Consider the following 25,276-nt stretch of genomic DNA (forward strand, 5'->3'; position numbering starts at 1 on the left):
CCACAAGGGACTTTCCAGCGTCAGATCAAGCTGACAGCTCAACCAACAGCTTGTTCAGGCGACGCACATACGCCGCCGGGTCCTTCAGGCTGTCACCGGCCGCCAGGGCCGCCTGGTCGAACAGGATGTGCGACAGATCGCCGAAACGCTCTTCGCTCTGCTCGTTGTCGAGTTTTTCCACCAGCGGGTGGGCCGGGTTGAATTCGAAGATCGGCTTGGAGTCCGGGACTTTCTGGCCGCTGGCTTCGAGAATCTGGCGCATTTGCAGGCCCAAGTCCTGCTCACCGAAGGCCAGGATCGCCGGGGAGTCGGTCAGGCGGTGCGAGACACGCACTTCGCTGACAGCGTCGCCCAGGGCGGTCTTGATCCGCTCGACCAGGCCTTCCTTGCTCTTGGCGACTTCTTCGGCGGCCTTCTTGTCTTCTTCCGAATCCAGGTTGCCAAGGTCCAGGTCACCACGGGCCACATCGACGAAGCTCTTGCCGTCGAACTCGTTGAGGTAGCTCATCAGCCACTCGTCGATGCGGTCGGTCAGCAGCAGCACTTCGATGCCTTTCTTGCGGAAGACTTCCAGGTGCGGGCTGTTCTTGACCTGCGCATAGGTTTCACCGGTCAGGTAGTAGATCTTGTCCTGGCCTTCCTTGGCGCGGGCCAGGTAATCGGCCAGGCCAACAATCTGCTCGCCATCGTCACCCTGGGTCGACGCAAAGCGCAGCAGGCCGGCGATTTTCTCTTTGTTGGCGAAGTCCTCGGCCGGACCTTCCTTCATCACTTGGCCGAAGTTTTTCCAGAAGCTCTTGTACTGCTCGGGCTCGTTCTTCGCCAGTTTTTCCAGCATGTCCAGCACGCGCTTGGTCAGTGCCGACTTCATGGAATCGATGATCGGATCTTTCTGCAGGATTTCCCGCGAAACGTTCAGCGACAAATCGTTGGAATCCACCACGCCCTTGATGAAGCGCAGGTACAGCGGCAGGAACGATTCGGCCTGGTCCATCACGAACACGCGCTGCACGTACAGCTTCAGGCCCCGTGGCGCTTCGCGCTGGTACAGGTCGAACGGTGCACGGGCTGGCACGTACAACAGCGAGATGTATTCCAGCTTGCCTTCGACCTTGTTATGGCTCCAGCTCAGCGGGTTCTCGTAGTCGTGGGCGATGTGCTTGTAGAACTCCTGGTATTCCTCGTCTTTCACCTCAGTGCGTGGACGGGTCCACAGGGCACTGGCGCGGTTGACGGTTTCCCACTCCACTTCAGGCTTTTCTTCGCCTTCGGCGGCGGTGACTTCCTTCGGCAGCTCGATGGGCAGCGCGATATGGTCGGAGTACTTCTTGATGATGTTGCGCAGGCGCCAACCATCGGCGAACTCGTCTTCGCCGGACTTGAGGTGCAGCACGATGCGGGTACCGCGATCGGCCTTGTCGACGGTGGCGACTTCAAACTCGCCTTCGCCCTTGGACGACCAATGCACGCCTTCGCTCGCAGCGAGGCCGGCACGGCGGCTGAACACTTCGACCTGGTCGGCCACGATGAACGCCGAATAGAAGCCGACGCCGAATTGACCGATCAAGTGGGAATCTTTCTTCTGGTCGCCGGACAGGTTCTTCATGAAGTCGGCGGTGCCGGACTTGGCGATGGTGCCCAGGTGCGTGATCACCTCTTCGCGGCTCATGCCGATGCCGTTGTCTTCGAGGGTGACGGTTTTCGCGTCCTTGTCGAAGCTCACACGGATTTTCAGCTCGGCGCCGCCTTCCAGCAGTTCAGGCTTGGAAAGGGCTTCGAAACGTAATTTGTCGACAGCGTCAGAGGCGTTCGAAATCAGCTCGCGAAGGAAAATTTCCTTATTCGAATACAGCGAGTGAATCATCAGGTGCAGCAGTTGCTTCACCTCGGTCTGGAAGCCCAGGGTTTCCTTTTGAGTTTCCACGCTCATGGTCATCAAACTCCAAGTGGATGGTGGTGTCCGCCTCGCTGAGATTGGCGGCGGGATGTCCTCAAGGTGGGGGCGACGCGGATGATTTCAAGGGCGATCGGGTTTTGAGGGCTCCTGGATCTTGAAATGCGCCCGGGCGGTGGCGATGGGTTCGGCCTCGACGTCTTGCCAAGCGGTGATCGCGACGTTGGCGACCCGTCGGCCCTGACGCCAGACCTGGCATTTGGCGTAGGTGTCGCGAAAGTGCCCGGCGCGCAGGTAATCCAGGGAAAAGTCGATGATTTTCGGTATGCCCGGCGTGCCGGTGGCAATCAATAGATGCACCGCAGCGGCCAGCTCCATGAATCCGGCGATGACCCCGCCGTGGATGGCCGGCAGCAAAGGGTTTCCAATGTTGTCTTTGTTGGCCGGCAGGCGAAACAACAAGTCGCCGCCCTGGCGCGTGCATTCGACACCGATGAGTAGGGCATAGGGGATCGAGGCGAGCAGCAGCGCGTAGTCACCCTGCTCGCAGGCGCGGCGCAGTTGTTCCTGGGTGGTATCGGTCATGGTTGGCCCACTCTGGTTATCGGACTGGCCTTGCCCATTCCCCTGGCATGCTGGCCCAGGCGCATGAACGTGCCCACCACATGGGCGATGGGTTGTTCTGGATCGTCCTGATAGGCGAACCCCCGGGTGAAAATCACGTCCGGGGTCACCCGATAGCATTGAGCGAAGCCGTAGACGTCCTTGTGGGGCTCGGCGGCGTGCATGTAGTCGATGCGCAGGTCGAGGGTGGGGCAGACTTCGAATTGCGGCAGCACGCATAAGGTCGACATGCCGCACGCGGTGTCCATCAATGAGGTCAACGCCCCGCCGTGGATGATGCCCGTCAGGGGATTACCAACGATTTGCGGGCTGAACGGCAGGATAACCGTTAGTCCATCACGGCTGGCACTGTGCAACTTCACACCTAGCACCTGGCAATGCCGCAGCGCGGACAGGAAGCGCGTCGCACGCTCAAAAACGGGATCTTCAACCACTTCATCAACGCCTTTCATAGGTGGGAGGCTCTACAGCAGGTGCGTGTCATAAAGTTCCGCTGCTGCGCAAAGTTATATATCTGTAGCAAAAGAGGAACTTAACCTGAAGGGGCGCGCTCAAAAGGCCAGTAGTTATATCCATAAGGAGAAACACCCCATGCGTAAGACTTTTGCTATTGCCGTGATGTTGGCCGCCTCCCTCGGTCTCGCTGCCTGCGATAAAAAATCCGAGGACACAGCTCAAGATGCCCAACAACACGCTGAGCAAGCTCAGCAAGACATGAACAAAGCACAGGATAAAGTGAACGACGCGGCGAAAGAAAACGCCGAAGCCGCCAAAGCTCAGTCTGAATCGAACAGTGCCGCGCAGCAGGAACAAGCTCCTGCTACTGAAGCGCCTAAAACCAACTGATACGGTTTTAGCAGTAAAAGAAAACCCGCCTGGCGCGGGTTTTCTTTTGCCTGTGATTTGGAGGCGGCGCCTGTCAGGCCGCTTCCTTGCCAACCTCGGGCGCTGGCGCTTCGGTGGGGGTATAGACCATCACATCCAGCACATCGGAGTGAAACTCGCGCTGATACAACACGAACACCACGCCAGCACTCATCAACATGAATAACCAGGGGCTGACAAACCACGCCAACATGGTCATGCCGAAGTAATAGGCACGCAGGCCGAAGTTGAACTGGTTGGCCGCCATGGAAATCACCCGCGCCGCCCTTAGTGCGAAGGCTTTGCGCTCTTGCTCCGAGACATGGCGCTCGCCGATCATCGGTGCCGAGCCAATCAGCACCGCGGCGAAGTTGTATTGGCGCATGCACCAGCTGAACGTGAAGAACGCATACACGAACACCAGTGCCAGGCACAGCAACTTGACCTCCGCCATGCCCTGGGAAGCCTGTTGCACCAAGGGGATGTCCGCCAGCAACGCCACCGCCCGATCCGAGGCCCCGAGCACTGTCAGGATGCCCGCCAGGATGATCAGCGTGCTGGAAGCGAAGAATGACGCGTTGCGCTCCAGGTTGCCGATCACGCTGGCATCGGCGATGCGGTTCTCGCGCAACAGCATGCGGCGCATCCAGTCTTCGCGGTACAGGTGCATGACACTGGCCAGGCAGGCCGTGTCGCGGGCCTTCCAGGTGGCATAACGGGTATAGCCCGCCCAGCAGATGATGAACCAGGCGGCGGCAAGCAGATGGATCAGGTTGGCTTGGATGAATGACATTCGATTTCCTGTGTGTCTAAAAACATGACGTCTAAAGCCAGACTTGTCTTGAAATGCAGACCTGTGGGAGCGAGCTTGCTCGCGATAGCAGTTTATCAGCCACCTCATCGCTGACTGATCCGACGCTATCGCGAGCAAGCTCGCTCCCACAGGGTTCTGTGCAGGTTTTTCAAGACACTGCTTCGACGTTAGTCCACGAAAAAAGACACCACACTCAAAAAAAATGCCCCGTATCGATTGATACGGGGCATTTCGGTTCTTGCCGGTGGATCTGCCTGTTGTCGCTTACGCCAACGCTTCGCTGCGCTTGCCCAGCAGGCGATCACACACCACCGCGACCGCCAGGGTCATCACCGAAGGCACCAGCCAGGCCAGGCCTTGCTCGCTCAGCGGCAAGTGAGCCAGTTGCGTCGGCATCCAGTCCGCCAGCCCCGCGCCCTTGAGCGCATCGATCAAGCCAAACAGGAACGACACCAGCATCACCGGGCCAACGATGCGCCCCTGCTCGTGCCAGAAATCCTTGCAGAAACTCAGGGCCACCAGGGCGATGCACGGTGGGTAGATCGCGGTGAGGACAGGAATCGAGAACGCGATCAGCTTGGTCAGGCCCAGGTTGGACACCAACAGCGAAAAGGCCGCCAGGAGCACCACCAAGGTCTTGTAGGACAGCGGCAACACCCGGCTGAAGTACTCGGCGCAGGCGCAGGTCACGCCGACCGCGGTCACCAGGCATGCAAGGGAGAGCAGCACCGCCAGGAAACCGCTGCCCAGGCTGCCGAAGGTGTGTTGCACATAGGCGTGCAGCACGGCGGCGCCATTGGGTGCGCCCGCGGCCACTTCATGGCTGCCCGAACCCAGGCGGAACAGGCTGACGTAGACCAGCGCCAGGCCCACCCCGGCAATCAACCCGGCGATGATCGCGTAGCGGGTGATCAGGGCCGGCGACTCGACGCCCCGGGAGCGGATCGCATTGACGATGACAATGCCGAACACTAAGGCGCCCAGGGTATCCATGGTCAGGTAGCCATTGATGAAGCCTTGGGAAAACGGCGCCGCCACATATTCGGGCGTGGCCACGCCGATATCGCCGGCCGGCAAGGCAAACGCAGCGATGCCGAGCACGGCCAGGGCGATGATCTTCAGGGGAGCAAGGAAGCGTCCGACGGTGTCCAGCAGGCGGCCCGGGTAGAGCGAGATGAAAAACACCAGCAGGAAATACCCCGCGCTGTAGAGGAACAGCGCCAGCGGGCTTTCGCCAGTCAGAGGCGCCAAGCCGACTTCGAACGAAACGGTGGCGGTACGTGGCGTGGCGAACAGCGGGCCGACTGCCAGGTAGCACACCGCCGCCAGCAACCCACCGGCGATTTTACCGATGGGGCTGCTCAGGGCATCCATCGCGCCACCGACCTTGGCCAACGCAACGACCGTGATGACCGGCAGCCCGACCGCGGTGATCAAGAAGCCCAGCGCCGCCATCCAGACATGGGGCCCGGACTGCAAACCGACGATAGGCGGGAAGATGATGTTGCCAGCCCCGACGAACAGGGCAAATGTCATGAAACCAAGCGCCAGGATGTCCTGGCCTTTCAACACTTTCATTAAGGAAACCACACTACTGAATCGGAATTTAGAGAGGGATTTCCCCGAGGGTAGAGGGAAATGCTGCCGATCCGTATGGGACCGACCCGTTTAGCGCGGCGCTTCCTTTTGGGCAGCGATCGCAAAAATGGCTGCTAGCCTAACGAATTTGGCGATAAAACGCACTGTAAAGGGGCAAACTATCCGATGCACGACGCTCCCGTGTCGCGTTTTTGCATCTAAATGGTTGACGACTGTAATTCCGTCATCGCGAGCAAGCTCCCTCGCCACAAAGGCAGGTCAGCAGTTCCCAAGGCCAGAAACGACAAAGGCCACCCGGAGGTGGCCTTTGTTGCTGGAACGAAAAGGTCAGCCGAAGCTTACTTCTTCATTTCCCAGCCAGTCAGCTCGGCCAGGGCCTTGCCGATGTCTGCCAGCGAACGCACGGTTTTTACGCCTGCGTCTTGCAGCGCAGCGAACTTCTCGTCTGCAGTGCCTTTGCCGCCAGAGATGATTGCGCCAGCATGGCCCATGCGCTTGCCCGGAGGAGCAGTCACACCAGCAATGTAGGAAACAACCGGCTTGGTCACGTTGGCCTTGATGTAGGCAGCCGCTTCTTCTTCAGCCGAACCGCCGATCTCACCGATCATGACGATCGCTTCGGTCTTTGGGTCTTCCTGGAACAGCTTCAGGATGTCGATGAAGTTCGAGCCTGGGATCGGGTCACCGCCGATGCCGACGCAAGTCGACTGACCGAAACCGGCGTCAGTGGTCTGCTTGACGGCTTCGTAGGTCAGGGTGCCGGAACGGGACACGATACCGACCTTGCCTGGCAAGTGAATGTGACCTGGCATGATGCCGATCTTGCATTCGCCTGGAGTGATCACGCCTGGGCAGTTAGGGCCGATCAGGGTGATACCCAGCTCGTCGCACTTGACCTTGGCTTCCAGCATGTCGATGGTCGGGATGCCTTCGGTGATGCAGACGATCAGCTTGATGCCACCGAACGCTGCTTCAAGGATGGAGTCCTTGCAGAAAGGTGCTGGAACGTAGATCACGCTGGCGGTGGCGCCAGTGGCGGCTACAGCGTCTTTCACGGTGTTGAACACGGGCAGGCCCAGGTGCTCGGTGCCGCCTTTGCCCGGAGTTACGCCGCCAACCATCTTGGTGCCGTATTCCAGGGCTTGCTGGGTGTGGAAACTACCTTGCGAACCGGTAATGCCCTGGCAGATAACCTTGGTGTCTTTGTTGATCAGGACGCTCATTATTTGCCCTCCGCAGCTTTAACGACTTGTTGAGCAGCGTCGGTCAGGCTGGTAGCAGCGATGATGTTCAAACCGCTTTCTGCCAGTACTTTAGCGCCCAGCTCAGCGTTGTTGCCTTCAAGGCGAACAACAACCGGGATTTTCACGCCGACTTCTTTCACGGCGCCGATGATGCCTTCGGCAATCATGTCGCAGCGAACGATGCCGCCGAAGATGTTGACCAGTACTGCAGCGACGTTGGTGTCGGACAGGATGATCTTGAACGCTTCGGTAACACGTTCCTTGGTAGCACCGCCGCCCACGTCGAGGAAGTTGGCTGGCTTGCCGCCATGCAGGTTGACGATGTCCATGGTACCCATGGCCAGGCCGGCACCGTTGACCATGCAGCCGATGTTGCCTTCCAGGGCTACGTAGTTCAGTTCGAACTTGGCAGCGTGCGCTTCGCGCGGATCGTCTTGCGACGGATCGTGGAAAGTCTTCAGCTTAGGCTGACGGTACATGGCGTTGGCGTCGATGTTGATCTTGGCATCGAGGCAGTGCAGGTCGCCGTCGGCCTTGATCACCAGCGGGTTCACTTCCAGCAGGGCCAGGTCGTGGTCCTGGAACAGCTTGGCCAGGCCTACGAAGATCTTGGCGAACTGAGTGACCTGCTTGCCTTCCAGACCCAGCTGGAATGCCAGCTCGCGACCCTGGAATGGCTGTGCGCCAACCAGTGGATCGATGGTGGCCTTGAGGATTTTCTCAGGGGTATCGTGAGCGATTTTCTCGATGTCCACGCCACCTTCGGTGGAAGCCATGAACACGATGCGGCGGCTCGAACGGTCAACGACAGCGCCCAGGTACAGCTCTTTAGCGATATCAGTGCACGATTCAACCAGGATCTTGGTGACTGGCTGGCCGTTGGCGTCAGTCTGGTAAGTCACCAGACGCTTGCCCAGCCACTGCTGTGCGAAGGCTTTGGCGTCTTCTTTGCTGCGAACCAGCTTGACGCCGCCCGCTTTACCGCGACCACCGGCGTGAACCTGGGCTTTGACAACCCATTCGCTGCCGCCGATTTTGTCGCAAGCTTCTGCTGCCGCTTCCGGGGTGTCTACCGCGTAGCCGGTGGATACTGGCAGGCCGTACTCAGCGAACAGCTGCTTACCCTGATACTCGTGAAGATTCATGCTTATTACCGTCTTCGTTAGGTACTGCGCATTCGGTGCTGCACCGTTGTGGTGCCGCACCACCTGTGACTGCTGCTTGCGTAGCGTTCCGGTGAACCGGTGTCGCTACGCAAGGCTGCGTCCAGCGGATATTCCGCGGTGAGTCTTGCTCGCAAGGCTCACGACGGGCCATACCGCCGTGGTTTCTTATTGTCTATTAACGCTTCTTGCGGTTGGCCACGTGGATGGCGCCGCCATTTACGGCCAGGGCCGCTTCGTGCAAGGCTTCGGACAGGGTCGGATGGGAGAAGACCATCATGCCCAGCTCCTCAGCGCTGGTGCCGAATTCCATACCGATCGCGCCTTGCTGTACCAGCTCGGCAGCGCTTGGGCCAATGACGTGAACGCCCAATACGCGATCCGTCTTGGCGTCGGCGATGACTTTCACGAAACCACCGGTATCGTTGGCTGCCATGGCACGGCCACTGGCGGCGAACGGGAAGGTGCCGACGTTAACTTCAACGCCTTCGGCTTTCAAGGCCTGCTCGGTCTTGCCAACCCATGCGATTTCCGGGTGGGTGTAGATAACCGATGGGATCAGGTCGTAGTTCATCTGGGCTTTGTGGCCCTTGATGCGCTCGACAACCATGATGCCTTCTTCGGATGCCTTGTGGGCCAGCATCATGCCGCGATCCACGTCACCGATGGCGAACACGCCCGGTACGGCGGTAGCGCAATGGTCATCGACCGCGATGAAGCCGCGCTCGTCGATTTCCACGCCGCTGTCGGCAGCCAGCAGGTCGGTGGTCACCGGACGACGGCCGACCGCAACGATCAGTTTGTCGAAGGGGATGGTCTGTTCGCCCTTGGCGTCGGTGTAGGTCACCACGACTTCTTCGCCGTTGACCTTCGAACCGGTCACGCGAGCGCCCAGCTTGATGTCCAGGCCCTGTTTGGTCAGGGTTTTCAGCGCTTCCTTGGATACCGCGGTGTCAGCGGCCATCAGGAAGGTGTCGAGGGCTTCGAGCACGGTCACTTCAGCGCCCAGGCGCGACCATACCGAACCCAGTTCGAGGCCGATCACGCCAGCGCCGATCACACCCAGGCGCTTTGGCACGGTCTGGAATTCCAGGGCGCCGGTGGAGTCGACGATCACATTCTGGTCGACCGGAGCCGGTGGAATGTCGATTGGACGCGAGCCGGGTGCCAGGATGACGTTTTCGGCTTCGATCACTTCAACCGAGCCGTCTGGCTTGGTCACTTCGACTTTCTTGCCCAGCAGCAGCTTGCCGTGGCCTTCGATGGAGGTCACGCCGTTGGCCTTGAACAGGGTGGCGACACCGCTGGTCAGGTTCTTGACGATGCCAGCCTTGCGGCCAACCATCGCGGCGACGTCCATCTTCACTTCACCGGTAGAGATACCGTGAACGTTGAAGCTTTCTTTCGCTTCCTTGTATTTCCAGGAGCTGTCCAGCAGCGCCTTGGACGGAATGCAACCGACGTTCAGGCAAGTACCGCCCAAGGCCTGTTTGCCTTCCTTGTCGGTGTATTTCTCGATGCAGGCAGTGGAGAGGCCCAGTTGCGCAGCCTTGATGGCCGCTACGTAGCCGCCAGGGCCCGCACCAATCACTACCACGTCGAATTTCTGAGTCATGAGTCATTCCTTTTCGAATCAAACCGGACGATCACTTGGGGTGACCGTCGAGGGACGAAACCGGTTGTTTCAGCAAGAGGCCGGTCGACAGACCGGCCCTCGCGGCGAAAATCAGATATCCAGCAGCAGACGAGCCGGATCTTCAAGCAGGTTCTTGATGGTGACCAGGAACGTCACGGCTTCTTTGCCGTCGATCAGGCGGTGATCGTAGGACAGAGCCAGGTACATCATCGGACGAATCACGACCTGACCGTTGATCGCCATCGGACGCTGCAGGATGTTGTGCATGCCCAGGATAGCCGCTTGCGGCGGGTTGACGATCGGGGTCGACATCATCGAACCGAATGTACCACCGTTGGTGATGGTGAACGTACCGCCGGTCATCTCTTCGATGGACAGCTTGCCGTCACGGGCTTTCTTGCCGAAGGTGGCGATGCCGCCTTCGATTTCGGCCAGGCTCATCAGTTCGGCGTTGCGCAGTACCGGAACCACCAGGCCACGGTCGCTGGAGACCGCGACACCGATGTCGGCGTAGCCGTGGTAGACGATGTCGGAACCGTCGATCGAGGCGTTGACGGCAGGGAAGCGTTTCAGCGCTTCGGTGGCAGCCTTGACGAAGAACGACATGAAGCCCAGGCGTACGCCGTTGTGGGACTTCTCGAACAGATCCTTGTACTTCGAACGCAGCGCCATGACTTCGGTCATGTCGACTTCGTTGAAGGTGGTCAGCATCGCCATGTTCGACTGGGCTTCAACCAGACGCTCGGCAACCTTGGCACGCAGGCGGGTCATCGGAACGCGTTTTTCACCGCGGTCACCGGCAGCGAACACTGGCGCGGAAGCGGCAGGCGCGGCTGGCTTGGCCGGTGCGGCGGCGGGCGCGGCTTTCTTGGCGGCAACAGCAGCCACCACGTCTTCCTTGGTCACACGACCGCCCTTGCCGGTGCCGGCAACGGAGGCGATGTTGATGCCGTTCTCTTCAGCCAGCTTGCGAGCAGCCGGAGCGGCGACTGGATCGTCTTCGCCCGAAGCAGCAGGCGCAGCGGCCTGAGCGGCAGCCGGTGCAGCAGCGGCGGCTGGAGCGGCGGCAGCAGCGCCGCCCTCTTCGAGCGAGCCCAGGACCTGGTTCGACAGAACGGTAGCGCCCTCTTCGGCAACGATTGCGCCCAGCACGCCGTCAGCTTCGGCCAATACTTCCAGCACGACCTTGTCGGTCTCGATGTCGACGATCAGGTCGTCACGCTTGACGGCCTCGCCTGGTTTCTTGTGCCAGGTGGCAACGGTGCCATCGGCAACCGATTCCGGGAATGACGGGGCTTTGATTTCGATAGCCATTATCTGTGGGTCCTTAAAATTCGGTTTCAGTCAGCGCGAAGGCGTTAAACAGTGAAGGCATCTTGCAGCAGTTTTTCCTGCTGCTCGGCGTGCATCGACGCATAACCACACGCAGGTGCAGCGGAAGCATCACGGCCGGCATATTCCAGGCCCAGGGCCTTGTTATGGTTGCCGATGCTGCGACGCAGGTGATGCTGGCTGCTGTACCACGCGCCTTGGTTCATCGGTTCTTCCTGGCACCACACCACATGGGTGAGGTTGGTGTAAGGCGCGATGGCCTCCATCAGGTCTTCTTCCGGGAACGGGTAAAGCTGCTCGATACGCACGATGGCGATGTCTTCGCGGCCTTCGGCACGACGTTTTTCCAGCAGGTCGTAGTAGACCTTGCCGCTGCACAGGACCAGGCGAGTCACTTTCGCCGCGTCCAGGGTGTCGATTTCCGAAATGACCGTCTGGAACGAGCCTTCGGCCAGGTCCTCGAGCGTGGAAATCGCCAGCTTGTGACGCAGCAGGGACTTCGGTGTCAGCACGATCAGCGGCTTGCGCAGCGGACGGATGACCTGGCGACGCAGCAGGTGGTAGATCTGCGCTGGAGTCGTCGGTACGCAAACCTGGACGTTGTGCTCGGCGCACAGCTGCAGGTAGCGTTCCAGACGTGCCGACGAGTGCTCCGGCCCCTGCCCTTCATAACCGTGTGGCAACAGCATGGTCAGACCGCAGAGACGGCCCCACTTGTGCTCGCCGCTGGTGATGAACTGGTCGACAACCACCTGGGCACCGTTGGCGAAGTCGCCGAACTGCGCTTCCCAGATCACCAGGGCATTTGGCTCGGTGGTGGAATAGCCATATTCGAACGCCAGGACGGCTTCCTCGGACAGCAGCGAATCGTACAGGTCGAAACGTGGCTGGCCCTTGTACAGGTGTTGCAACGGGATATAGGTGCTGGCGTCTTTCTGGTTGTGCAGCGCCGCGTGGCGGTGCGAGAAAGTGCCGCGGCCTACATCCTGGCCGGTGCTGCGAATCGGGTGACCTTCGAACGCCAGGGTCGCGTACGCCATGGTTTCGGCGTAACCCCAGTTGATCGGCAGGCCACCGGCTTGCATCTTCTGCCGGTCTTCGTAGATTTTCGCAACCTGGCGCTGGACCACGAAGCCTTCCGGGATGTCCAGCAGCTTGGCGGACAATTCCTGCAGGGTCTTGAGGTCGAAACGCGTGTCGTGACGAGCGGTCCAGGCGTGGCCCAGATACGGACGCCAGTCCACGAACAGCTCTTTGTTCGGCTCCTTGACCAGGCTTTTTACAACGTGCAGGCCGTTGTCCAGGGCGTTGCGATATTCATCGACTTTTTCCTGGACGCGGCCGGCATCCAGCACGCCGCTCTGGGTCAGGCGCTCGGCATACAGCTCACGGGTGGTGCGCTGCTTGGCGATCTGCTGGTACATCAGCGGCTGGGTGCCGCTTGGCTCGTCGGCCTCGTTGTGGCCGCGACGACGGTAGCAGACCAGGTCGATCACCACGTCGCGCTTGTATTGCATGCGGTAGTCGATGGCCAACTGGGTCACGAACAGCACGGCTTCCGGGTCATCGCCATTCACATGGAGAATCGGCGCCTGGATCATTTTCGCGACGTCGGTTGCGTACTCGGTGGAACGCGAGTCCAGCGGGTTGCTGATGGTGAAACCGACCTGGTTGTTGATCACGATGTGCACGGTGCCGCCGGTCTTGAACCCGCGGGTCTGCGACATCTGGAAGGTTTCCATGACCACGCCCTGACCGGCGAATGCCGCGTCACCGTGGATGGAGATCGGCAGCACCTTCTCGCCGGTCGGATCGTTGCGACGATCCTGGCGGGCACGGACCGAACCCTCGACCACCGGGGAAACGATTTCCAGGTGGGACGGGTTGAAAGCCATGGCCAGGTGGACTTCGCCACCGGTGGTCATCACGTTGGACGAGAAGCCCTGGTGGTATTTCACGTCACCGGAGCCCAGCTCGACCTTCTTCTTGCCTTCGAACTCGTCGAACAGCTCGCGCGGGTTCTTGCCGAAGGTGTTGACCAGAACGTTCAGGCGGCCACGGTGGGCCATGCCGATGACGACTTCCTTGGTGCCGTAGGAACCGGAACGCTGGATCAGTTCGTCGAGCATCGGAATCAGGCTTTCGCCGCCTTCCAGGCCGAAACGCTTGGTGCCCGGGTATTTGGTACCCAGGTATTTTTCCAGGCCTTCACCGGCGGTGACGCGCTCGAGCAAGTGGCTCTTGATGTCGGCGGAGTACGTCGGACGGCCACGAACGCTTTCCAGACGCTGCTGGAACCACTGGCGCTGCTCGGAATCGGTGATGTGCGTAAATTCAGCGCCGATGGTGCGGCAATATGTCTGCTGCAACGCTTCGTGAATTTCGCGTAGGCTCGCTTCCTCTTTGCCGATGAACAGGTCGCCGGCACGGAAGGTCGTATCAAGGTCGGCATTGGTCAAGCCGTAGTGAGTGATCGACAGGTCTGCAGGTGCAGGACGCTGCCACAGCCCCAGCGGGTCAAGCTGGGCTGCCTGGTGGCCACGCATCCGGTAGGCCTGGATCAGTCGCAGCACTTCAACTTGCTTCTTCTCGTGCTCGGAGCTCACGCTGCCGGCAGACACCGGTTGAGCGCGGCGCTGGTTCTTTGCCAGCAGCACGAAATGATCGCGAATCGTCGAGTGCGAAACATCGGTGGCAGAGTTACCGTCAGCGGGCAACTTCTGAAAGTAGGTGCGCCATTCTTCTGGCACAGCGTTAGGGTCGTGCAGGTAGAGCTCGTAGAGCTCTTCCACATAGGCAGCGTTACCACCGGAGAGGTGGGCACTGTTCCACATGCGCTGCATCACGCTTTCTTGCATGCTTGGTCACCCTCGATTAGGGGAACACCACCGGCGAAAACACCGAGCAAACTTGCAGAAGTCCGAGTGCAGCGACTAAAACAAGCCACTTAGGATCACGCTGATAGTCCGGGTACCAGCCCGGATGCCCCTGCTTGTCTCATTTCTTCAAAATAAGAACCGCCGCTTTGTAAGCGGCTGTTCTGGTTATAGCCATGACGCGGGTTGAAGCCCGCGCCCTGGCCTTTACGGGTACAGCGGTTCTACGGGTACAGCAGCTGAATCACACGCCGTTTTGCAGCAGCATGTTACGTACGTGACCGATGGCCTTAGTCGGGTTCAGGCCTTTCGGACAGACGTTGACGCAGTTCATGATCCCGCGGCAGCGGAATACGCTGAACGGGTCATCCAGTGCAGCCAGACGCTCGGACGTCTTGGTGTCACGGCTGTCTGCCAGGAAGCGGTACGCTTGCAGCAGGGCGGCCGGGCCCAGGAACTTGTCCGGGTTCCACCAGAACGATGGGCATGAGGTCGAGCAGCAAGCGCACAGGATGCACTCGTACAGACCGTCGAGCTTCTCACGCTCTTCCGGAGACTGCAGACGTTCGATGGCCGGAGCCGGCGTGTCGTTCTGCAGGAATGGCTTCACCTTCTCGTATTGCTTGTAGAAGATGCTCATATCGACGACCAGGTCACGGATAACCGGCAAACCTGGCAACGGACGCACCACCAGCTTGTTGCCCTTGACCACGGCCGACAACGGCGTGATGCAGGCCAGGCCGTTCTTGCCGTTGATGTTCATGCCGTCGGAGCCGCAAACGCCCTCGCGGCAAGAGCGACGATAGGAGAAACCCTCGTCCTGCTCTTTGATCAGGGCCAGCACATCCAGCACCATCAGGTCTTTACCACCGGTGTCGACCTGGAAGTCCTGCATGAACGGCGCAGCGTCCTGATCAGGGTTGTAGCGATAAACACTGACTTGCAACATAGCGGTCACCCTTAATAAGTCCGGACTTTTGGTTCGAAAGTCGGAACAGTCTTCGGCGAGAAGTTCACGGCACGCTTGGCGACGCGTTTTTCACCCGGGAAGTACAAGGTGTGGCACAGCCAGTTTTCGTCGTCACGGTCTTCGAAGTCTTCGCGGGCGTGGGCGCCACGGGACTCTTTACGCACTTCTGCGGCGATGGCGGTGGCTTCGGCCACTTCCAGCAGGTTCTGCAATTCCAGCGCTTCGATACGGGCAGTGTTGAACGCCTGCGACTTATCGTTGATCTTCACGTTGGCGATTCGTTCACGCAATTGCGCCAGCTGGGCGATACCCTTCTGCATGTATTCGCCGGTACGGAACACGCCGAAGTAGTTCTGCATGCAGTTTTGCAACTCGCGACGCAGGGTTGCCACGTCTTCGCCTTCGGTACGCTCGTTCAGAGCGGACAGACGCGCCAGGGCGGCTTCGATGTTGGCGTCGGTGGCATCGTCATACTCGATACCGTCGGACAGCGCCTTCTCCAGGTGCAGGCCGGCAGCACGACCGAAGACCACCAGGTCGAGCAGCGAGTTGCCGCCCAGGCGGTTGGCACCGTGGACCGATACGCAAGCCACTTCACCCACTGCGAACAGGCCAGGGATGATTTCGTCCACGCCTTCGCCGTTCTGGGTGATCGCCTGGCCGTGGATGTTGGTGGCAACGCCGCCCATCATATAGTGGCAGGTTGGAACCACTGGAACCGGCGCGACGACCGGATCGACGTGAGCGAAGGTCTTGGACAGTTCGCAGATCCCTGGCAGGCGGCTGTGCAGCACTTCCTCGCCCAGGTGATCGAGCTTGAGCATCACGTGGTCGCCGTTCGGGCCACAGCCGTTGCCGGCGATGATCTCTTTAACCATCGAACGAGCCACGACGTCACGACCGGCAAGGTCCTTGGCGTTCGGCGCATAACGTTCCATGAAACGCTCGCCGTGCTTGTTGATCAGGTAACCACCTTCACCACGGCAACCTTCGGTCACCAGTACACCGGCGCCGGCGATGCCGGTCGGGTGGAACTGCCACATTTCGATGTCTTGTACCGGCACGCCAGCACGCAGGGCCATGCCGACGCCGTCACCGGTGTTGATCAGGGCATTGGTGGTGGATGCGTAGATACGGCCTGCACCGCCGGTCGCCAGTACGGTGGCCTTGGCGCGGATGTAGGTGGTTTCGCCGGTTTCGATGCAGATCGCGATCACACCGACGAAGGCGCCGTCCTGGTTCTTCACCAGGTCGACCGCGTAGTACTCGTTCAGGAACGTAGTACCGGCCTTCAGGTTGCCCTGGTACAGGGTGTGCAGCAGTGCGTGACCGGTACGGTCGGACGCCGCGCAAGTACGCGCAGCCTGGCCGCCCTTGCCGTAGTCCTTGGACTGCCCGCCGAACGGACGCTGGTAGATACGACCTTGCTCGGTACGGGAGAACGGCATGCCCATGTGGTCCAGCTCGAACACCGCGGCCGGGCCTTCCTGACACATGTATTCGATAGCGTCCTGGTCACCGATGTAGTCGGAACCCTTGACGGTATCGTACATGTGCCAGCGCCAGTCATCGTTCGGGTCGGCCGAAGCGATGGCGCAGGTGATGCCACCCTGGGCGGAAACGGTGTGCGAGCGCGTCGGGAAAACCTTGGTGATCACGGCAGTCTTGTGACCGCCCTGTGCCAGTTGCAGCGCCGCGCGCATGCCGGCACCGCCACCACCAATGATGATGGCGTCGAAAGAAATCGTTGGAATGTTAGCCATGAATCAGATACCCCAGAGAATCTGCACACCCCAGACGAAGTAAGCGAACATCGCAACGCCGCATACTGCCTGGAAGAGGAAACGTACGGCAGTCGCCGACTTGCCGAACGCCATTTGCGTCAGGTAGTCGGTCGCGATGGTCCACATGCCGACCCAGGCGTGGGCGCCCAGTGCGACAAGTGCCAGCAGACTGAAGATACGCATCCAGTTGTTTGCGAACAGTTCATGCCATTGGGCATAGCCAATGCCAGGGTTTGCCACGACATATCCGATCAGGAAAATGAAGTAAGCCGCGAGAACGACCGCAGACACACGCTGGGCCATCCAGTCGTAGAGGCCCGAACGCGAAAGGTTCGTGACGTTGGTTACCATATCCAGACTCCTGCCAGAACGATCAGCACCGCAGACACGGCGATAATGATTTTCGAGCCCAGCTTGCCGCCTTCCAGCGTCTCACCGATGCCCATGTCCATGATCAAGTGGCGCACACCGGCAACCAAGTGATACAGCAAGGCGGACAGGATGCCCCAAATCACTAGCTTGGCTAGCGGACTGGTCAGACACGCTTTCACCTGACCGAAGCCTTCTTCCGAATCGAGCGACTTGTCCAATGCATAAAGCATGATGGCCAGGCTGACGAAGAGGATGACACCGGAAATACGGTGAAGAATGGACGTGTAAGCAGTGACTGGGAGTTTGATGGTCCTTAGGTCTAGGTTTACAGGTCGTTGGCTTTTCACGGCTTTTTTTTCACACTGAAGAGCCCCTAACAATCAGGGCAAAGTTGTTGGGGCGCGCACTGGTCAGGTACTCACCACCCAGGGAGTGACGACCCCCAAGAAAGCAGGCCCAAAAGCCCCTGGCGGTCGGTGGCCGAGTATAGACAGTTAGGCTACTAATGACAACGCGTTCACCTTCCCCTAATAGCGCATTGCACATATGGCGCAAAAGGCGTAAACGGCAGGCAATTTCGCGGAAAAAGTCCGGTTAAAGCCTTCTGGAGCAAGACTTTAGGCAAATTGACATTCGGATTTATCTCACTATAGTGGTGCGGGCCCTGCGTGGGGGGTCTGTCTGATGATTCCAAGCATTAATAGGAGGCCACATGGCTGACAAAAAAGCGCAGTTGATCATCGAGGGCGCAGCCCCCGTCGAGCTGCCCATTTTAACCGGCACCGTTGGTCCCGATGTAATCGACGTACGGGGCCTGACGGCCACGGGCCGTTTCACCTTTGACCCAGGTTTCATGTCGACCGCCTCGTGCGAGTCGAAAATCACCTACATCGACGGCGACAACGGCATCCTGCTGCACCGCGGCTACCCGATCGAGCAACTGGCTGAGAAATCGGACTACCTGGAAACCTGCTACCTGCTGCTCAACGGCGAGCTGCCAACCGCAGAGCAAAAGGCCCAGTTCGTCAGCACGGTGAAGAACCACACCATGGTTCACGAGCAGTTGAAGACCTTCTTCAACGGTTTCCGTCGCGATGCCCACCCGATGGCCGTCATGTGCGGCGTTGTCGGCGCCCTTTCGGCCTTCTACCACGACTCCCTGGACATCAATAACCCCCAGCATCGCGAGATTTCCGCGATTCGCCTGGTGGCGAAGATGCCGACCCTGGCAGCCATGGTCTACAAGTACTCCATGGGCCAGCCCATGATGTACCCGCGCAACGACCTGACCTATGCAGAGAACTTCCTGCATATGATGTTCAACACCCCGTGCGAGATCAAACCGATCAGCCCGGTGCTCGCCAAGGCCATGGACCGGATCTTCATCCTCCATGCCGACCACGAGCAGAACGCCTCCACGTCCACCGTGCGCCTGGCCGGCTCGTCGGGCGCCAACCCGTTCGCCTGTATCGCCGCCGGTATCGCCGCGCTCTGGGGCCCTGCCCACGGCGGTGCCAACGAAGCGGTACTGACCATGCTCGATGAAATCGGCGATGTCTCGAACATCGACAAGTTCATCGCCAAGGCCAAGGACAAGAACGATCCGTTCAAGCTGATGGGCTTCGGTCACCGGGTCTACAAGAACCGCGACCCACGCGCCACGGTGATGAAGCAGACCTGCGACGAAGTGCTCAAGGAACTGGGGATCAAGAACGATCCGCAACTCGAACTGGCCATGCGCCTGGAAGAGATCGCCCTGACCGACCCGTACTTCATCGAGCGCTCGCTGTACCCGAACGTCGACTTCTACTCGGGGATCATCCTCAAGGCGATCGGCATTCCAACCAGCATGTTCACCGTGATCTTCGCCCTGGCGCGGACCGTCGGCTGGATCTCCCACTGGAAGGAAATGCTCTCCAGCCCGTACAAGATCGGCCGCCCGCGCCAGTTGTACACCGGCTACGAGTCGCGTGACATTACCCAGCTGGAAGACCGCAAGTAAGGCCTGCCTTGCGCTAGTCCCAAGCGGCACTGAAACAGCCCCTGCTTCTTATAAAGAGCAGGGGCTGTTTTGTTTATATCTCCAAAGACTCAGTGTCTGGACCGGCGCCTTCGCGAGCAGGCTCGCTCCCACATCTGGAATCCATGCCCCCTCCCCTGTGGGAGCGAGCCTGCTCGCGAAGACATCCTCACAAACGACCACAAATATCGCCTGCAAAAAAATACCCCGGCCTCTCGACCGGGGTATTTCTTCAAACACAACGCTTCAACTTGAAGCTTGCAGTTGCCTCAGTGATTCACCGCCCCACTCGCCCCCAGACCCGTCTGCGAACGCACGAACTGCGGGAAGAACAGCGCCCGCTCGTTTGCACCTTCAGCCGACTTGTCGGTGATGGAGAAGAACCAGATGCCGACGAACGCAATGGCCATCGAGAACAGCGCTGGGTATTCGTACGGGAAGAGCGCCTTCTCGTGACCCATGATCTGCACCCAGATGGTCGGGCCGAGGACCATCAGGCCCACGGCACTGACCAGGCCCAGCCAGCCGCCGATCATCGCGCCACGGGTGGTCAGCTTCTTCCAGTACATCGAAAGCAGCAGTACCGGGAAGTTGCACCTCGCCGCGATGGAGAATGCCAGGCCCACCATGAACGCGATGTTCTGCTTCTCGAACAGGATGCCCAGTCCGATCGCCAGCACCGCCAGACAGATGGTGGTGATTTTCGAAACCCGAATCTCATCCTTCTCGTTGGCCTTGCCTTTCTTGATCACGCTGGCATACAGGTCATGGGACACCGCCGAGGCACCGGCCAGGGTCAGGCCCGCTACTACCGCCAGGATGGTAGCGAACGCCACCGCCGAGATGAAGCCCAGGAAGATGCTGCCGCCAACGGCGTTGGACAGGTGCACCGCCGCCATGTTGTTGCCGCCCAGCAAGGCACCTGCCGCGTCCTTGAAGGCCGGGTTGGTGCTGACCAGCAGGATCGCGCCGAAGCCGATGATGAAGGTCAGGATGTAGAAGTAGCCGATGAAGCCAGTGGCGTACAGCACGCTCTTGCGCGCTTCCTTGGCGTCGCTCACGGTGAAGAAGCGCATCAGGATGTGTGGCAGGCCAGCGGTGCCGAACATCAGCGCCAAGCCGAGGGAGAAGGCCGAGATCGGATCCTTCACCAGGCCGCCGGGGCTCATGATCGCCTCGCCTTTAGGGTGAACCTTGACCGCTTCGGCAAACAACATGTTGAAGTCAAAGTTGACGTGCTTCATGACCATCAGGGCCATGAACGAAGCCCCCGACAGCAACAGCACCGCCTTGATGATCTGCACCCAGGTGGTGGCCAGCATGCCGCCGAACAACACGTAGAGGCACATCAGGATGCCGACCAGGATCACCGCGACGTGGTAGTCCAGGCCGAACAGCAGCTGGATCAGCTTGCCGGCACCGACCATTTGCGCGATCAGGTAGAACGCCACCACCACCAGCGAGCCGCAGGCGGACAGACTGCGGATCTGGGTTTGCCCGAGGCGATAGGACGCCACGTCGGCAAAGGTGTATTTACCCAGGTTGCGCAGGCGTTCGGCGATCAGGAACAGAATGATCGGCCAGCCCACCAGGAAGCCGATGGAGTAGATCAGGCCATCGTAGCCGGAGGTGAACACCAGCGCGGAAATGCCCAGGAAGGACGCCGCCGACATGTAGTCGCCAGCGATTGCCAGGCCGTTCTGGAAGCCGGTGATCTTGCCGCCGGCCGCATAGTAGTCGGCCGCCGAATTATTTTTCTTGGACGCCCAGTAGGTGATGTATAGCGTCGCGCCGACAAAGGCCACGAACATCAGGATAGCGGCGACGTTGAGGGGTTGTTTCTGCACGGCACCGGTCAGGGCATCAGCCGCCCAGGCGCCCGGTGCGAACGCTGCGACGCTCAATAGAGCCAGTAGACGCCGGATCATTGCTGAGCCTCCTTGAGAATCGCATTGTTCAGGTCGTCGAACTCGCCGTTGGCGCGCCGTACGTAGATACCGGTCAGGACGAAGGCCGAGAGGATCAGGCCGACGCCGATGGGGATACCCCAGGTGATGGTGGAATCGGGGGTCATCTTGGCCCCGAGAATGTGCGGCCCGTAGGCGATCAGAAGAATGAAGCCGGAATACAGCCCAAGCATGATCGCCGAGAGAATCCAGGCGAACTTTTCTCGTTTCTTCACCAGCTCCTTGAAGCGCGGGCTGTTTTGAATCGAGAGGTAAATGCTGTCGTTCATTGTTTTTATCCTCGCAGCACAGATTTATTTGGAACAGCTCTACTCTATGCGGCTCCAGGCCAGGTTCCAGACGACCTTAGTATTAGAACGACATGACGGCTCTGCCGGTTTTCCGCACATTTTCTCAGTTCCCTTTGTGGGAGCGAGCCTGCTCGCGAAGGCGATCTGTCAGTTAACCCTGTAATTGGCTGGCACACCGCTTTCGCGAGCAGGCTCGCTCCCACAAGGGGGATCTGCGTTGGAGCCAGGAATTGCACGCACAAAAAAACCGCATGACACAATGTCATGCGGTTTTCGGAACAGTCAAACCAGGCCGATTACTTGCCGGTCCACTCCTTCACGCGGTCCGGGTGCTTGGCGACCCAATCCTTGGCAGCAGCGTCCGGTTTGGCGCCTTCCTGGATGGCCAGCATGACCTCGCCGATCTCGTCCTTCGAAGCCCACTGGAACTTCTTCAGGAATTCCGCCACTTCTGGCGCCTTGGCCCCCAGTTCCTTGCTGCCGATGCTGTTCACAGTCTCAGCCGCGCCGTAGACGCCTTTCGGGTCTTCCAGGAAACGCAGTTTCCACTTGGCGAACATCCAGTGCGGCACCCAACCGGTGACGGCGATGGATTCGTTTTTCTTCTCGGCACGGGTCAGCTCGGCGATCATGCCGGCGCCGGAACTGGCCTTGAGTTGATAACCGGTCAGGTCGTAATCCTTGATCGCCTGTTCGGTCTTGATCATCACGCCTGAACCGGCGTCGATGCCGACGATGCGCTTCTTGAACGAGTCGTCGGTCTTGAGATCCTCGAGTGACTTGGCCTTGACGTACTCCGGCACGATCAGGCCGATCTTGGCGTCCTTGAAGTTGGGGCCGTAATCGACCACGTTGTCCTTGTTCTTGGTCCAATAGTCGCCGTGAGTCACCGGCAGCCAGGCCGAGAGCATCGCGTCGAGTTTGCCGGTGGCCACGCCTTGCCACATGATCCCGGTCGCGACCGCTTGCAGCTTCACGTCATAACCGAGTTTCTGCTTGATCACTTCGGCGGCCACGTGGGTGGTCGCGACGCTGTCGGACCAGCCGTCAACGTAACCGATGCTCAGGGTTTTGGTTTCGGCGCTGGCCAAGGTGGAACTGATGGCCAGTACCAGTGCGGCACCTGCGCCCAAGAGTCGTCGCATCTTCATCGTTACTTCCCCGAAAGTGCTGCGCCCGACGGATGCCGGGCGGCGTCAACGTATAGTTATGATGCTCAGCGCCCCCATCACGCTCGCCCTCAAACCGGTCTGAACGCCAGTGGAGTACTGACAGGATCGATCATCAACCTGTGCCGTTCTGGAACCTGCTCTGCCTGCGACGTCGAAGCAACGAGAAACGACATCAGAACGCCAGCTAATGATTTCGCGCAATTGGCGCCCCCTCACAGTGAGGTTCGCAGGCGAAATACGGTAAATACCAGATAACTAGCCGCTACTGCGCATGACCGTGTATCGTCCCGCTACTATCGCGCCCCGTCCGTGCCTGTTTTGTGCCCGTCATGGCACTTGGCTCCGCTTCGGTGGTCATAGGCTGCGAACCTCATTCGGCACCTTCCTCTAAGGGATCTAGTCATGCTCCGTTCCTTGCGCTTCGCTGCCCTCCTCGGCGGCCTTATCCTGAGTGCGTCCGCGCTGGCGGCAGATATTGACGCCGCCAGCTATGGCTACCCCTTGACCAACCCGTTCGAGGCGACCATCGCCACCACGCCGCCGGACCTGCGTCCGGAGCTGCCACTGATCGAAGACATCAATCAGGCGGACCACAGCCTGACCCTGCGCCCGGAACGCGAGTTCATCCTGCCGGACAACTTCTGGCCGGTAAAAAGCCTCACCTACCGCATGGCCACCCAGGACAAGCCCGCGCCGCTGATTTTTCTGATCGCCGGCACCGGTGCACGCTACGACAGCACCCTCAACGAGTACCTCAAGCGCCTCTACTACAAGGCCGGCTACCACGTGGTGCAGCTGTCCTCGCCCACCAGCTTCGACTTCATGAGTGCCGCTTCGCGCTTCGCCACGCCGGGCATCACCAAGGAAGACGCCGAGGACATGTACCGGGTGATGCAGGCGGTACGCGCCCAGAACCCGAAAGTCCCCGTCACCGAGTACTACCTTACCGGCTACAGCCTCGGCGCCCTGGACGCGGCCTTCGTCGCCCACCTGGACGAAACCCGGCGCAGCTTCAACTTCAAGAAGGTGCTGCTGCTGAACCCGCCGGTGAACCTCTACACCTCGATCACCATCCTGGACAAAATGGTCCAGACCGAGGTCAAGGGCATCAACAGCACCACGACTTTTTATGAACTGGTGTTGAACAAGCTGACCCGCTACTTCCAGCAAAAAGGCTACATCGACCTCAACGATGCGTTGCTATATGACTTCCAGCAGTCCAAGCAACACCTGAGCAACGAGCAAATGGCGATGTTGATCGGCACCTCGTTCCGCTTCTCGGCGGCCGACATCGCCTTCACCTCGGACCTGATCAACCGCCGCGGCCTGATCATCCCGCCGAAATTCCCGATCACCGAAAGCACCAGCCTCACGCCATTTCTCAAGCGCGCGCTGCAATGCGATTTCGACTGCTACCTCACCGAGCAGGTGATCCCGATGTGGCGCGCGCGCACCGACGGCGGCAGCCTGCTGCAACTGGTCGACCAGGTGAGCCTGTACGCACTGAAGGATTATTTGCAGGCCAGCACGAAGATTTCGGTCATGCACAACGCCGACGACGTGATTCTCGGCCCGGGCGACCTGGGCTTCCTGCGCAAGACCTTTGGCGATCGCCTGACGGTTTATCCACTGGGCGGCCACTGCGGCAACCTTAATTACCGCGTCAACAGCGACGCCATGCTGGAGTTTTTCCGTGGCTAAATATCTGCTGCTTATCGCTGCGTTAATCAGTGCGGGCATGGTCCAGGCCGACAACAGCAAGGCCGATGCACCTGTGGTGGTGGATTCGGACGGTTTCAAGGAACCGCTGACCAAGCTCAAGTTCAACCCGGGGCTGGATCAACGCGAGTTCGAGCGTTCGACCCTTAACGCATTGAACGTCTATGACCCGCTGGAATCCTGGAACCGCCGGGTCTATCACTTCAACTACCGCTTCGACCAATGGGTCTTCCTGCCCGTGGTCGACGGCTATCGCTACATCACCCCCGGCTTCGTGCGCACCGGGGTCAGTAACTTCTTCAATAACCTGGGAGACGTGCCGAACCTGATGAACAGCCTGCTGCAATTCAAGGGCCAGCGTTCGATGGAAACCACGGCGCGCCTGCTGCTCAACACCACCGTTGGCATCGCCGGCCTGTGGGACCCGGCCACCGCCATGGGCCTGCCGCGCCAGAGCGAAGACTTCGGCCAGACCCTGGGCTTCTACGGCGTGCCGGGCGGCGCGTATTTCGTGTTGCCAATCTTCGGCCCCTCGAACCTGCGCGACACCTCGGGCTTGCTGGTGGACTACACCGCCGAATCGGCAATCAACTTCCTGAACGTCTCGGAAGTCAGCTCCAACCACCCGGAGCTCTTGCTCCTGCGCGGTGTGGACAAGCGCTACCAGACCAGTTTCCGCTACGGCCAACTGAACACGCCGTTCGAATATGAAAAGGTGCGCTACGTGTACACCGAGTCGCGCAAATTGCAGATTGCCGAGTAACTTTCGGCCACCCAAAATCCTCGGTGGGAGCGAGCTTGCTCGCGATGGCGTCGGTTCAGCTACATTTGCATTGGCTGATACACCGCTATCGCGAGCAAGCTCGCTCCCACAGTTGTTTTGTGTTGCCAGGTTCAGCCTTTCAGCGCTTTCCAAACCTTGCCCACTGCCAGCAC

The 25,276-nt window shown here is 59.7% G+C and carries 21 protein-coding genes; 4 read left to right on the top strand and 17 right to left on the bottom strand.

The features are described from left to right. Positions 1-25: 25 nt before the first annotated feature. From htpG to HGO40_RS22125, 3 genes are all read right to left on the bottom strand, one after another. Positions 26-1,930 (bottom strand): molecular chaperone HtpG, encoded by a 1,905-nt coding sequence (htpG, locus tag HGO40_RS22115; RefSeq protein ID WP_250964743.1) that lies wholly within the window; start codon positions 1,928-1,930, stop codon positions 26-28. A gap of 87 nt (positions 1,931-2,017) precedes the next feature. After that, positions 2,018-2,479, bottom strand: a complete 462-nt coding sequence (locus HGO40_RS22120) for a PaaI family thioesterase (protein WP_250964744.1) — start codon at positions 2,477-2,479, stop codon at positions 2,018-2,020. Further along, positions 2,476-2,952, bottom strand: a complete 477-nt coding sequence (locus tag HGO40_RS22125) for a PaaI family thioesterase (protein WP_250964758.1) — start codon at positions 2,950-2,952, stop codon at positions 2,476-2,478. Before HGO40_RS22125 ends, HGO40_RS22120 begins: the two co-directional genes overlap by 4 nt. A gap of 157 nt (positions 2,953-3,109) precedes the next feature. Here HGO40_RS22125 and HGO40_RS22130 point away from each other — a divergent pair, with 157 nt between their 5' ends. Then, on the top strand, positions 3,110-3,364 hold the full coding sequence (locus HGO40_RS22130; protein ID WP_250964745.1) for a hypothetical protein: 255 nt from the start codon (positions 3,110-3,112) through the stop codon (positions 3,362-3,364). Positions 3,365-3,437: 73 nt separating this feature from the next. Here HGO40_RS22130 and HGO40_RS22135 read toward each other — a convergent pair whose 3' ends face one another. The 11 genes from HGO40_RS22135 to sdhC all read right to left on the bottom strand — a co-directional run bounded on the left by HGO40_RS22135 (position 3,438) and on the right by sdhC (position 17,519). Continuing rightward, positions 3,438-4,175 carry a DUF599 domain-containing protein gene (locus HGO40_RS22135; protein WP_250964746.1) on the bottom strand — a complete coding sequence of 246 codons (738 nt, stop codon included), beginning with the start codon at positions 4,173-4,175 and terminating at the stop codon, positions 3,438-3,440. A 285-nt stretch (positions 4,176-4,460) separates the two neighbouring features. Next, entirely contained in the window at positions 4,461-5,774 is a 1,314-nt protein-coding gene (gene brnQ, locus HGO40_RS22140) for a branched-chain amino acid transport system II carrier protein (protein ID WP_250964747.1), read from the bottom strand. Between the two features lie 359 nt (positions 5,775-6,133). Next, positions 6,134-7,018: a succinate--CoA ligase subunit alpha gene (sucD, locus tag HGO40_RS22145; RefSeq protein WP_014339581.1), complete on the bottom strand. Its 885-nt coding sequence runs from the start codon at positions 7,016-7,018 to the stop codon at positions 6,134-6,136. Then, the gene (gene sucC, locus HGO40_RS22150; protein WP_003179235.1) at positions 7,018-8,184 is read right to left on the bottom strand and encodes an ADP-forming succinate--CoA ligase subunit beta; all 1,167 of its coding nucleotides are present in this window, start codon (positions 8,182-8,184) and stop codon (positions 7,018-7,020) included. The genes sucD and sucC overlap by 1 nt, the downstream gene beginning before the upstream one ends. 196 nt (positions 8,185-8,380) lie before the next feature. Beyond that, positions 8,381-9,817 (bottom strand): dihydrolipoyl dehydrogenase, encoded by a 1,437-nt coding sequence (gene lpdA / locus HGO40_RS22155; RefSeq protein ID WP_250964748.1) that lies wholly within the window; start codon positions 9,815-9,817, stop codon positions 8,381-8,383. Positions 9,818-9,928: 111 nt separating this feature from the next. Further along, positions 9,929-11,152, bottom strand: coding sequence for a 2-oxoglutarate dehydrogenase complex dihydrolipoyllysine-residue succinyltransferase (gene odhB / locus HGO40_RS22160; RefSeq protein ID WP_250964749.1), 1,224 nt, complete (start codon positions 11,150-11,152; stop codon positions 9,929-9,931). A gap of 44 nt (positions 11,153-11,196) precedes the next feature. Then, a complete protein-coding gene (locus HGO40_RS22165) occupies positions 11,197-14,028 on the bottom strand; it encodes a 2-oxoglutarate dehydrogenase E1 component (RefSeq protein WP_250964750.1) in 2,832 nt (943 codons plus the stop codon). A gap of 262 nt (positions 14,029-14,290) precedes the next feature. Then, complete coding sequence (locus HGO40_RS22170) at positions 14,291-14,995, bottom strand: succinate dehydrogenase iron-sulfur subunit (protein WP_207964740.1); 705 nt, start codon at positions 14,993-14,995, stop codon at positions 14,291-14,293. Positions 14,996-15,006: 11 nt separating this feature from the next. Beyond that, complete coding sequence (gene sdhA / locus HGO40_RS22175) at positions 15,007-16,779, bottom strand: succinate dehydrogenase flavoprotein subunit (protein WP_053123969.1); 1,773 nt, start codon at positions 16,777-16,779, stop codon at positions 15,007-15,009. Between the two features lie 3 nt (positions 16,780-16,782). Further along, on the bottom strand, positions 16,783-17,151 hold the full coding sequence (gene sdhD / locus HGO40_RS22180; protein ID WP_030138327.1) for a succinate dehydrogenase, hydrophobic membrane anchor protein: 369 nt from the start codon (positions 17,149-17,151) through the stop codon (positions 16,783-16,785). Next, positions 17,145-17,519, bottom strand: a complete 375-nt coding sequence (gene sdhC, locus HGO40_RS22185; RefSeq protein ID WP_003179220.1) for a succinate dehydrogenase, cytochrome b556 subunit — start codon at positions 17,517-17,519, stop codon at positions 17,145-17,147. The genes sdhD and sdhC overlap by 7 nt, the downstream gene beginning before the upstream one ends. Positions 17,520-17,884: 365 nt before the next feature. On the opposite strand from sdhC, the gene gltA reads away from it, so the two are divergent. After that, positions 17,885-19,174 (top strand): citrate synthase, encoded by a 1,290-nt coding sequence (gltA, locus tag HGO40_RS22190; protein ID WP_003204440.1) that lies wholly within the window; start codon positions 17,885-17,887, stop codon positions 19,172-19,174. A gap of 287 nt (positions 19,175-19,461) precedes the next feature. On the opposite strand, the gene HGO40_RS22195 is transcribed toward gltA, so the two are convergent. The 3 genes from HGO40_RS22195 to HGO40_RS22205 all read right to left on the bottom strand — a co-directional run bounded on the left by HGO40_RS22195 (position 19,462) and on the right by HGO40_RS22205 (position 22,600). Next, positions 19,462-21,120: a cation acetate symporter gene (locus HGO40_RS22195; RefSeq protein WP_250964751.1), complete on the bottom strand. Its 1,659-nt coding sequence runs from the start codon at positions 21,118-21,120 to the stop codon at positions 19,462-19,464. After that, on the bottom strand, positions 21,117-21,428 hold the full coding sequence (locus HGO40_RS22200; RefSeq protein ID WP_250964752.1) for a DUF485 domain-containing protein: 312 nt from the start codon (positions 21,426-21,428) through the stop codon (positions 21,117-21,119). Before HGO40_RS22200 ends, HGO40_RS22195 begins: the two co-directional genes overlap by 4 nt. A 317-nt stretch (positions 21,429-21,745) precedes the next feature. Continuing rightward, positions 21,746-22,600, bottom strand: a complete 855-nt coding sequence (locus tag HGO40_RS22205) for a glycine betaine ABC transporter substrate-binding protein (RefSeq protein WP_250964753.1) — start codon at positions 22,598-22,600, stop codon at positions 21,746-21,748. A 423-nt stretch (positions 22,601-23,023) separates the two neighbouring features. Between HGO40_RS22205 and mlaY the strand changes: the two genes are divergently transcribed. Both mlaY and HGO40_RS22215 read left to right on the top strand, forming a co-directional pair. Then, on the top strand, positions 23,024-24,322 hold the full coding sequence (gene mlaY / locus HGO40_RS22210) for a lipid asymmetry maintenance lipase MlaY (RefSeq protein ID WP_250964754.1): 1,299 nt from the start codon (positions 23,024-23,026) through the stop codon (positions 24,320-24,322). After that, on the top strand, positions 24,315-25,103 hold the full coding sequence (locus HGO40_RS22215) for an MlaA family lipoprotein (protein WP_250964755.1): 789 nt from the start codon (positions 24,315-24,317) through the stop codon (positions 25,101-25,103). Before mlaY ends, HGO40_RS22215 begins: the two co-directional genes overlap by 8 nt. Positions 25,104-25,276: the final 173 nt, after the last annotated feature.

The organism is Pseudomonas sp. CG7 (genome assembly GCF_023701885.1).
Taxonomy (GTDB): domain Bacteria; phylum Pseudomonadota; class Gammaproteobacteria; order Pseudomonadales; family Pseudomonadaceae; genus Aquipseudomonas; species Aquipseudomonas zanjanensis.

Coding starts and splice junctions, on each gene's coding strand:
- lpdA (WP_250964748.1), bottom strand. CDS start 9,817: ATGACTCAGAAATTCGACGTGGTAGTGATTGGTGCGGGCCCTGGCGGC.
- HGO40_RS22205 (WP_250964753.1), bottom strand. CDS start 22,600: ATGAAGATGCGACGACTCTTGGGCGCAGGTGCCGCACTGGTACTGGCC.
- htpG (WP_250964743.1), bottom strand. CDS start 1,930: ATGAGCGTGGAAACTCAAAAGGAAACCCTGGGCTTCCAGACCGAGGTG.
- odhB (WP_250964749.1), bottom strand. CDS start 11,152: ATGGCTATCGAAATCAAAGCCCCGTCATTCCCGGAATCGGTTGCCGAT.
- HGO40_RS22165 (WP_250964750.1), bottom strand. CDS start 14,028: ATGCAAGAAAGCGTGATGCAGCGCATGTGGAACAGTGCCCACCTCTCC.
- HGO40_RS22135 (WP_250964746.1), bottom strand. CDS start 4,175: ATGTCATTCATCCAAGCCAACCTGATCCATCTGCTTGCCGCCGCCTGG.
- brnQ (WP_250964747.1), bottom strand. CDS start 5,774: ATGAAAGTGTTGAAAGGCCAGGACATCCTGGCGCTTGGTTTCATGACA.
- sucD (WP_014339581.1), bottom strand. CDS start 7,018: ATGAGCGTCCTGATCAACAAAGACACCAAGGTTATCTGCCAGGGCATT.
- sucC (WP_003179235.1), bottom strand. CDS start 8,184: ATGAATCTTCACGAGTATCAGGGTAAGCAGCTGTTCGCTGAGTACGGC.
- HGO40_RS22170 (WP_207964740.1), bottom strand. CDS start 14,995: ATGTTGCAAGTCAGTGTTTATCGCTACAACCCTGATCAGGACGCTGCG.
- sdhD (WP_030138327.1), bottom strand. CDS start 17,151: ATGGTAACCAACGTCACGAACCTTTCGCGTTCGGGCCTCTACGACTGG.
- HGO40_RS22130 (WP_250964745.1), top strand. CDS start 3,110: ATGCGTAAGACTTTTGCTATTGCCGTGATGTTGGCCGCCTCCCTCGGT.
- HGO40_RS22200 (WP_250964752.1), bottom strand. CDS start 21,428: ATGAACGACAGCATTTACCTCTCGATTCAAAACAGCCCGCGCTTCAAG.
- sdhA (WP_053123969.1), bottom strand. CDS start 16,779: ATGGCTAACATTCCAACGATTTCTTTCGACGCCATCATCATTGGTGGT.
- HGO40_RS22120 (WP_250964744.1), bottom strand. CDS start 2,479: ATGACCGATACCACCCAGGAACAACTGCGCCGCGCCTGCGAGCAGGGT.
- HGO40_RS22195 (WP_250964751.1), bottom strand. CDS start 21,120: ATGATCCGGCGTCTACTGGCTCTATTGAGCGTCGCAGCGTTCGCACCG.
- mlaY (WP_250964754.1), top strand. CDS start 23,024: ATGCTCCGTTCCTTGCGCTTCGCTGCCCTCCTCGGCGGCCTTATCCTG.
- gltA (WP_003204440.1), top strand. CDS start 17,885: ATGGCTGACAAAAAAGCGCAGTTGATCATCGAGGGCGCAGCCCCCGTC.